General features: G+C 63.9%; 7 protein-coding genes. All 7 read right to left on the bottom strand.

Annotated features, from left to right (window positions below; all coding sequences use genetic code 11):
• Nucleotides 1-457: 457 nt before the first annotated feature.
• From M0639_RS09110 to M0639_RS09080, 7 genes are read right to left on the bottom strand one after another with little or no spacing between them, the layout of a single operon-like run.
• Nucleotides 458-1,063 carry a 3-oxoacid CoA-transferase subunit B gene (locus tag M0639_RS09110; protein ID WP_039973146.1) on the bottom strand — a complete coding sequence of 202 codons (606 nt, stop codon included), beginning with the start codon at nt 1,061-1,063 and terminating at the stop codon, nt 458-460.
• Nucleotides 1,064-1,104: 41 nt separating this feature from the next.
• Nucleotides 1,105-1,860, bottom strand: a complete 756-nt coding sequence (locus tag M0639_RS09105) for a CoA transferase subunit A (protein WP_007730192.1) — start codon at nt 1,858-1,860, stop codon at nt 1,105-1,107.
• Between the two features lie 3 nt (nt 1,861-1,863).
• The gene (locus tag M0639_RS09100; RefSeq protein ID WP_003942031.1) at nt 1,864-2,691 is read right to left on the bottom strand and encodes an HpcH/HpaI aldolase/citrate lyase family protein; all 828 of its coding nucleotides are present in this window, start codon (nt 2,689-2,691) and stop codon (nt 1,864-1,866) included.
• Complete coding sequence (locus tag M0639_RS09095; protein ID WP_003942078.1) at nt 2,688-3,176, bottom strand: MaoC family dehydratase; 489 nt, start codon at nt 3,174-3,176, stop codon at nt 2,688-2,690. The genes M0639_RS09100 and M0639_RS09095 overlap by 4 nt, the downstream gene beginning before the upstream one ends.
• Complete coding sequence (locus M0639_RS09090) at nt 3,173-4,336, bottom strand: acyl-CoA dehydrogenase family protein (protein WP_007730190.1); 1,164 nt, start codon at nt 4,334-4,336, stop codon at nt 3,173-3,175. The genes M0639_RS09095 and M0639_RS09090 overlap by 4 nt, the downstream gene beginning before the upstream one ends.
• Complete coding sequence (locus M0639_RS09085) at nt 4,336-6,375, bottom strand: acetyl-CoA carboxylase biotin carboxylase subunit (RefSeq protein WP_064074224.1); 2,040 nt, start codon at nt 6,373-6,375, stop codon at nt 4,336-4,338. The genes M0639_RS09090 and M0639_RS09085 overlap by 1 nt, the downstream gene beginning before the upstream one ends.
• Nucleotides 6,376-6,380: 5 nt before the next feature.
• Complete coding sequence (locus M0639_RS09080) at nt 6,381-7,970, bottom strand: carboxyl transferase domain-containing protein (protein ID WP_042453308.1); 1,590 nt, start codon at nt 7,968-7,970, stop codon at nt 6,381-6,383.
• Between the last annotated feature and the right edge of the window lie 5 nt (nt 7,971-7,975).

The following is a 7,975-nucleotide window of genomic DNA, read 5'->3' as shown; positions in this document are numbered from 1 at the left end:
GCCCACAGCCTCTCTTCCACACCATTGCGCACCCGTGCGAGCCGAACGTCCGATTCGCAGCAGCTACCGACCTCATCCAACCTCGACGAGCCAGAACCACCCATTGTCTCCGATACATAGGTGACAAGAGAAATCCATACCCCGGTGTATCGACGGTTTTGTTGCAATTCGTTACAAATCGCCCAGCTCATCTACCCCCCGATCGCATTGCCGAAACGCACCGTTCAGACGCGGCGCGCGACACCTCTCCCCCTGGGACAATCAATTGCAACCGACGATCTACACCCCAATCCACATCAGTCACCTCGGACAATTTACAGGGCCGCCGGGTACTGGGTGTCTGAGCTCGAACAAGATTCGACAGTCGCTGATCGAGACTATCGGTACTCGCCGACAGACCGACGAAAGAACGCGCCGACCAGCGGTCGGCGCGTTCTTCGATTTACGGTACGAAGCTTCAGGAAAAGCCCACACCAGTCACACTCTTCAGGTGCTCGCTGCTGACCCCTGGAGCCAGCTCCACAAGCTGCAGCCCGTCCGCGGTGACGTCCAGCACTGCCAGGTCGGTGATGATCCGGTTGACGACGCTCTGACCGGTAAGCGGCAGCGTGCAGGCCTCGACGATCTTGGGATTGCCGTCGCGGTCGGTGTGCTCCATCACGACGATGACGCGGCGGGCACCGTGGACCAGGTCCATCGCCCCGCCCATGCCCTTGACCATCTTGCCCGGCACCATCCAGTTGGCAAGGTCACCGGTCTTCGATACCTGCATCCCGCCGAGCACCGCGGTGTCGATGTGACCACCGCGGATCATGCCGAAGGAGAGAGCCGAGTCGAAGAACGCGGCGCCTGAATTGACGGTGACGGTTTCTTTACCGGCATTGATGAGGTCAGCATCGACCTGATCATCGGTCGGATACGGTCCGGTACCGAGGATGCCGTTCTCGCTGTGGAGGACCACCTTGACGCCCTCGGGCAGGTAACTGGGGATCAGCGTCGGCAGGCCGATGCCGAGGTTGACGTACTCCCCCGGCCGCATCTCGGCGGCAGCGCGAGCGGCCATCTCGTGGCGAGTCCAACCGATACGGGTTTCCTCTGCACTGGTCACTTGGTGCCTCCTGAGACGGTCCGCTTCTCGATCCGCTTCTCCTGTGGGCCTGTGTGCACGACCCGCGCGACGAACACTCCAGGTAGGTGCACGTGCGCGGGGTCGATGTCGCCCGGCTCGACGAGGTTCTCCACCTGCGCGATGGTGATCCGGCCGGCCATGGCAGCAAGCGGGTTGAAGTTCATCGCCGTCTTGTTGAAGACGAGATTTCCTTCGGTGTCGCCGTAGTCCGCGTGCACGAGCGCGAAGTCAGCGGTGATCGCCTCTTCCAATACATACGTGCGGCCACCGAACACTGCCGTCGCCTTCGGTGGCGACGCCACGGCGATCGAACCGTCCGGGTTGTATCGCCACGGCAAGCCGCCCTCGGCGATCGGGGTGCCGACGCCGGCCGGAGTGTAGAACGCCGGGATGCCGGTACCGCCTGCTCGCAGCCGCTCGGCCAGCGTCCCCTGCGGCGTCAACTCCACTTCGAGCTCACCGGCGAGATACTGGCGCGCGAACTCCTTGTTCTCCCCCACGTACGACGCCGTCACCCTGGCGATCCGGTGCGCGCCGAGCAGAATGCCGAGACCGTAGTCGTCGACACCGCAGTTGTTGGAGAACACCTCGAGATCGGTGGCGTCGCCGTCGGCGATCGCCGCGATCAGTGCGTCGGGAATACCGCACAGCCCGAAGCCGCCCACTGCGAGCCTGGATCCGCTCGCGATGTCGGCAACTGCCTCAGCTGCCGTATTCACGACTTTGCTCATCCGTTAGTTCTCCTTCTGCTGAAAGATTCCGGCTCGGTGAAGAAGCTTCTCGGCGTGCCGAAGAACGGGAGCGTCGACCATCTTGCCCTCGAACGCGAACACACCACGTTCAGTAGACACCGCGGCAAGCACTCGTGTGGCCCAGTCGATCTCTTTTTCCGAAGGTGCGAAGGCCCCGCGGATGACCTCGACCTGACTCGGATGGATCGCAACCTTCACGTCGAAGCCGACTGCGACGGCATCAGCGGACTCGACGCCCAGGCCGACGAGGTCCTTGATGTCGAGGTACACGGAATCGACAGCCAACCGGCCGTAGCTCTTCGCGGCCAGGAGAGACGTCGATCGGACGTGCTTGGCAACGTCGCGGTACGAACCGTTCGGGTGCCTGCTCGAGTTGCCGCCGAGACCGGCAACAAGATCCTCGGCTCCCCACATGACACCGATGGCGTTCGCAGCAAGCGCGATGTCGGCCACGGCGAGGGCTCCTCGCGGGGACTCGACGAGCGCAACCACGTCCGCCGGTGCGAGCGAGAGGACGTCCTCGGCCGATTCGCACTTGGACAGCATGAGACGCGAATAGTGTGTGCCGTCCAGCGCGATCAGATCGAGTTCGTGATCAGGCGTACCGACCGGATTGACGCGCACGACCGTCCGCTCCGGATCGAGAGGCGTGTCGATCAGGGCTGCACGTGCGGCTTCCTTGTCGGCCGGAGCCACACCGTCTTCGAGATCGAGGATCACGACGTCGGCAACAGCCGCGGCCTTCGCATAGCGCTCGGGACGATCCGCCGGGCAGAACAACCACGCCGGCCCCGGCGGTGTCCACGTCATGAGGACACCTCTGCCGGACGCAGTTGCACCAGTGTCTTGCGCGTGGCCAATGCGACGACGTCACCGTGCTGGTTACGCCCGGTGTGCACGAGCGTCACGATGCCTTCACCTGGACGGCTCTTCGACTCGCGCTTGTCCGCGATGAGCGTCTCGGCATACAAGGTGTCGCCGTGAAAGAGCGGCTTCGGGAAGCTGATCTCGGAGAAACCGAGGTTCGCCACGATGGTGCCCTGCGTCAACTGCGCGACGGACAGGCCGACGATGGTCGACAGGGTGAACATCGAATTGACCAGCCGCACACCGAATTGAGTGTCCTCGCTGTACGCGGCATCGAGATGCAACGCCTGCGTGTTCATGGTCAAAGTCGTGAACAGGACGTTGTCAGCCTCGGTCACCGTCCGGCCTGGGCGATGCTCGTAGATCGCGCCGACCTCGAACTCCTCGAACCAGAGCCCGCGCTGAGTGATCTTCTTGGGGTTCGTCACAGCCCTGCCTCACGAGCGATGAGCATCAACTGCACCTCGGTCGTTCCCTCACCAATTTCGAGGATCTTGCTGTCACGGTAGTGGCGCGCGACGGCGTACTCGTTCATGAAGCCGTATCCGCCGTGGATCTGCGTGGCGTCACGGGCGTTGTCCATGGCAGCTTCGGAGGAAATCAGCTTGGCGATAGAGGCCTGCTTCTTGAACGGCTTGCCCGACAACATGAGTGCGGCCGCGTCGTAGTACGCGGTACGTGCGACGTGGGCACGAGCCTCCATACGCGCGATCTTGAACGCGATGGCCTGGTTGTGTCCGATGGGGCGACCGAACGCCTCGCGTTCCTTGGCGTACTTGATCGACTCGTCGACGCAGCCCTGGGCGGCACCGACGCTCAACGCGGAAATAGCGATGCGGCCTTCGTCGAGGATGCGCAGGAAGTTCGCGTAGCCGCGGCCGCGCTCACCGAGCAGATTCTCTTCGGGGACACGAACATCGGCGAACGTGAGCGGATGGGTGTCGGATGCGTTCCAACCGACTTTGTTGTACGCCGGTTCGGCCGTGAAGCCGGGCGTCGTGGTCGGCACGAGGATCGTCGAGATCTCCTTCTTGCCGCCGTCCTTGACACCCGTGACCGCGGTGACCGTCACGAGCTTGGTGATGTCGGTGCCCGAGTTGGTGATGAACTGCTTGTTGCCGTTGATGATCCACTCACCGCTGTCGAACTTCGCGGTGGTCTTGGTTCCGCCGGCGTCGCTACCCGCACCGGGTTCGGTCAGGCCGAAGGCAGCCAACGACTTGCCGCTGGTGAGCTGCGGAAGCCACTCCTGCTTCTGTGCCTCGTTACCGAAACGGTAGATCGGCATGGCACCAAGGGACACACCAGCTTCGAGAGTGATCGCGACGCTCTGGTCGACCTTGCCCAGCTCTTCGAGCGCCAGGCAGAGTGCGAAGTAGTCGCCGCCCATTCCGCCGTACTCCTCGGGAAACGGCAGGCCGAACAGTCCCATGTCGGCCATCCCGGCCACTACCTCGTACGGGAAGGTGTGGTTGGCGTCGTGCTCGGCAGCAACCGGTGCCACTACGGTCTTCGCGAAATCCGCAACCGTCTTGGCGAGCTGCTGGTATTCGTCCGGAAGCGCTCCGGTGGCAAGGTAATCGGACATCAGGCGTCTTCCTTCTGCGTCGTGTTCTCGGTCTTTACTTCTGCAGTCTCTTCGTCCGCGACAGGTACCACGCGGGCCAGAACCTGATCCACCATCACCTGATCGCCCTGACGGACAAGCACTTCCACGATCCCGTCGATCGGGGACGTCAAGGAGTGCTCCATCTTCATGGCCTCGACCACGACGAGTGGTTGTCCCGCGCTCACTGCCGCGCCGTTCTCGACGTTGACTGCGATGACGGCACCGGGCATGGGGCTGGCGATTTCGGCGTCACCGGCATGCTTGTCCTCACCGCGAACGCTGACTTCGGCTACCTCGCGCACGTGCCAGGTTCCGCCGCCTGCCAGCCACAGACCGCCATCGGTCTGGGCGACGACAAACGTGCGTCGACGTCCGTCGATCACCACCGCCAGTTCGGATCCCGTCAGGGTCGCGCTGAATGCGCGAGGCTGTGAACCTTCGACCTCGACCTTTGCATCCGCGGGAACGCCGACGATCGCAACGTGCGCCGTTCGGGTGCCGGCGGAGAGCCTGATGCTGGTCGGAGCGGGAGTTCCGACGCGCCACCCACTCGGGACGTCCCAGGGATCAACGGATTCCGAAGTTGTCCACCGCGAGAGCCAGCGATACGCCGCGGCAGCAATGAGCACCTCGTCGGAGGCGTCGGCTGCGACAAAGTCTTCGACGCGACGATCGAGCAGACCGGTGTCGAGGTTGCCCGCGATCACATCCGGATCAGCGAGGAGGAACCGTGCGAATTCGATGTTGGTCACGACTCCGAGCACTGCGGTGTCACCGAGTGCGCGATCGAGCTTGCGCAGTGCGCCCGCGCGGTCGGGAGCGTGGGCGATGACCTTGCTGAGCATCGGGTCGTAGTCACTGCCGACGACGGTGCCCGCGAGCAGTCCGGAATCGACGCGCACGCCGGAACCTGACGGCTCGACCAGATCGACGACGCGGCCGCCCGTCGGCAGGAATCCACGGCCCGGATCCTCCGCGTACACACGAGCTTCGATGGCGTGCCCGGTCAGCGTGATGTCACTCTGGGAGAAGGCCAACTTCTCCCCTGCTGCCACACGGACCTGCCATTCGACCAGATCCAGTCCGGTCACCATTTCGGTGACGGGATGCTCGACCTGCAGTCGGGTATTCATCTCCATGAAGAAGAACTCGTCCGGCTTGTCGGCGGAGACGATGAACTCCACGGTGCCGGCGCCGGTGTAATCGACGCTTCGAGCGGTGTTGCAGGCTGCCGCGCCGATCCGGTCACGGGTCACCTGATCGAGCAGCGGCGACGGAGCCTCTTCGATGACCTTCTGGTGACGCCGCTGCAGGCTGCATTCGCGCTCACCGAGGTGAACGACGTTGCCGTGCTGGTCGGCGAGAACCTGGACCTCGATGTGCCGGGGCCGCAGGACGAATCGCTCGAGGAACAGGGTGTCGTCGCCGAACGACGACGCGGCCTCACGGCGGGCACTGCGAAGAGCCTCGGCCAGATTGGCCGGATCCTCGACCAGACGCATTCCCTTGCCGCCTCCGCCGGCCGAAGGCTTGACCAACACCGGGTAGCCGATGTCCTCGGCCGCTGCGATCAGTTCTTCGTCGGTCAGATTGGGGCGAGCGATACCCGGGACCACCGGTACGTCGAACGCGGCAACGGCGTTCTTCGCGGTGATCTTGTCACCCATCACCTCGATGGCGTGCTCGGAGGGGCCGAGGAAGGCGATTCCGGCAGCCGCACAGGCAGCCGAGAACGCCGAGTTCTCCGACAGGAAGCCGTAACCGGGGTGAATACCCTGAGCACCGGTGGACTTGGCAGCGTCGATGACCTTGTCGATGACGAGGTAGCTTTCACGCGCCGCGGCCGGTCCGATGTTGACGGCAGTGTCGGCCTCGCGGACGTGGCGAGCATTCGCGTCGGCGTCGCTGTAGACGGCGACGCTGCGAATTCCCAACTCACGCAACGTGCGGATCACGCGAACCGCGATCTCACCGCGGTTGGCCACGAGAACAGTATCGATAGTGCGCAACTCAGTCATTTCGCTCACATCCGGAAGACGCCGTAGGAGACCGGCTCGATCGGCGCGTTCGCGCACACCGAAAGGGCCAGGCCGAGAACAGTTCTGGTATCTGCGGGATCGATGACACCGTCATCCCACAGCCGCGCAGTGGAGTAGTACGGATTGCCCTGAGCCTCGTACTGCTCGCGGATCGGCGCCTTGAAGGATTCTTCGTCCTCGGCCGACCACGGATTACCCGCGCTGTCGAGCTGGTCACTACGAACCGTCGAGAGCACCGACGCGGCCTGCTCGCCGCCCATGACCGAGATGCGCGCGTTCGGCCACATCCACAGGAAGCGAGGTGAATACGCGCGTCCACACATGGAGTAGTTGCCGGCGCCGTACGAGCCGCCGATGACGACTGTCAGCTTGGGGACCCGTGCACACGCGACTGCCGTGACCATCTTGGCGCCGTGCTTGGCGATGCCGCCGGCCTCGTAGTCGCGTCCCACCATGAAGCCTGCGATGTTCTGCAGGAACAGCAGCGGCACACTGCGCTTGTCGCACAGTTCGATGAAATGTGCTCCCTTCATGGCGGATTCGCCGAAGAGCACGCCGTTGTTGGCGATGATGCCGACCGGGTGGCCCTCGATGTGGGCGAAACCGGTGACGAGCGTCTTGCCGTATTCAGCCTTGAACTCCTGGAACGCGCCACCGTCAACGAGCTTGGTGATGACCTCGTGCACGTCGTACGGAGTACGGGGATCAGTCGGAACGACGTCGTACAGCTCGCTCTGATCGGCGACGGGCGGAACCGTGGAGATGACGTCCCACGGGCGCTCGGAGCGGGGGCCGAGCGTGGCAATGATGTTGCGCACGATCCGAAGTGCGTCGCGGTCATCCTCGGCCAAGTGATCGGTGACGCCGGAAACCTTGGAGTGCAGGTCGCCGCCGCCGAGCTCTTCGGCCGTCACGATCTCACCGGTGGCAGCCTTCACGAGCGGCGGTCCGCCGAGGAAGATGGTGCCCTGGTTGCGGACGATCACTGCTTCGTCGCTCATCGCGGGCACGTAGGCGCCTCCCGCGGTGCATGAACCGAGAACTGCGGCGATCTGGGGAATCCCCTTGGCGCTCATGGTCGCCTGGTTGTAGAAGATCCGGCCGAAGTGCTCACGGTCCGGGAAGACCTCGTCCTGGCGCGGCAGGAAGGCGCCGCCGGAGTCGACGAGGTAGATGCAGGGAAGGTTGTTCTGCAGCGCAACTTCCTGCGCGCGCAGGTGCTTCTTCACCGTCATCGGGTAGTAGGTGCCGCCCTTGACCGTCGCGTCGTTGGCAACGATGACGCACTCGCGACCCGACACACGGCCGATACCGGTGATGACGCCGGCGCCCGGGCACTCGTCGTCGTACAGGCCGTTGGCCGCCAGTGGGGACAGCTCGAGGAAGGGGCTGCCCTGGTCGAGCAGCGAGTCGACGCGATCTCGCGGCAGCAACTTCCCTCTGCTCACGTGACGCTCGCGAGAGCGCTCGTTGCCACCCAGCGCTGCTTGCGCCAGTTTCTTCTTCAGTTCGTCCACCAGAACGGTGTGATCGGACCGGTAGCCCGATCCTTGCGTGATTCCACTGGGAGTCATCCCGC

Origin of the sequence: Rhodococcus qingshengii JCM 15477 (assembly GCF_023221595.1) — a bacterium.
In the GTDB taxonomy this organism is placed as follows: domain Bacteria; phylum Actinomycetota; class Actinomycetes; order Mycobacteriales; family Mycobacteriaceae; genus Rhodococcus_F; species Rhodococcus_F qingshengii.
The sequence above is the reverse complement of the archived record's forward strand: the minus strand, read 5'-3'. Positions and strand labels throughout refer to the sequence as shown.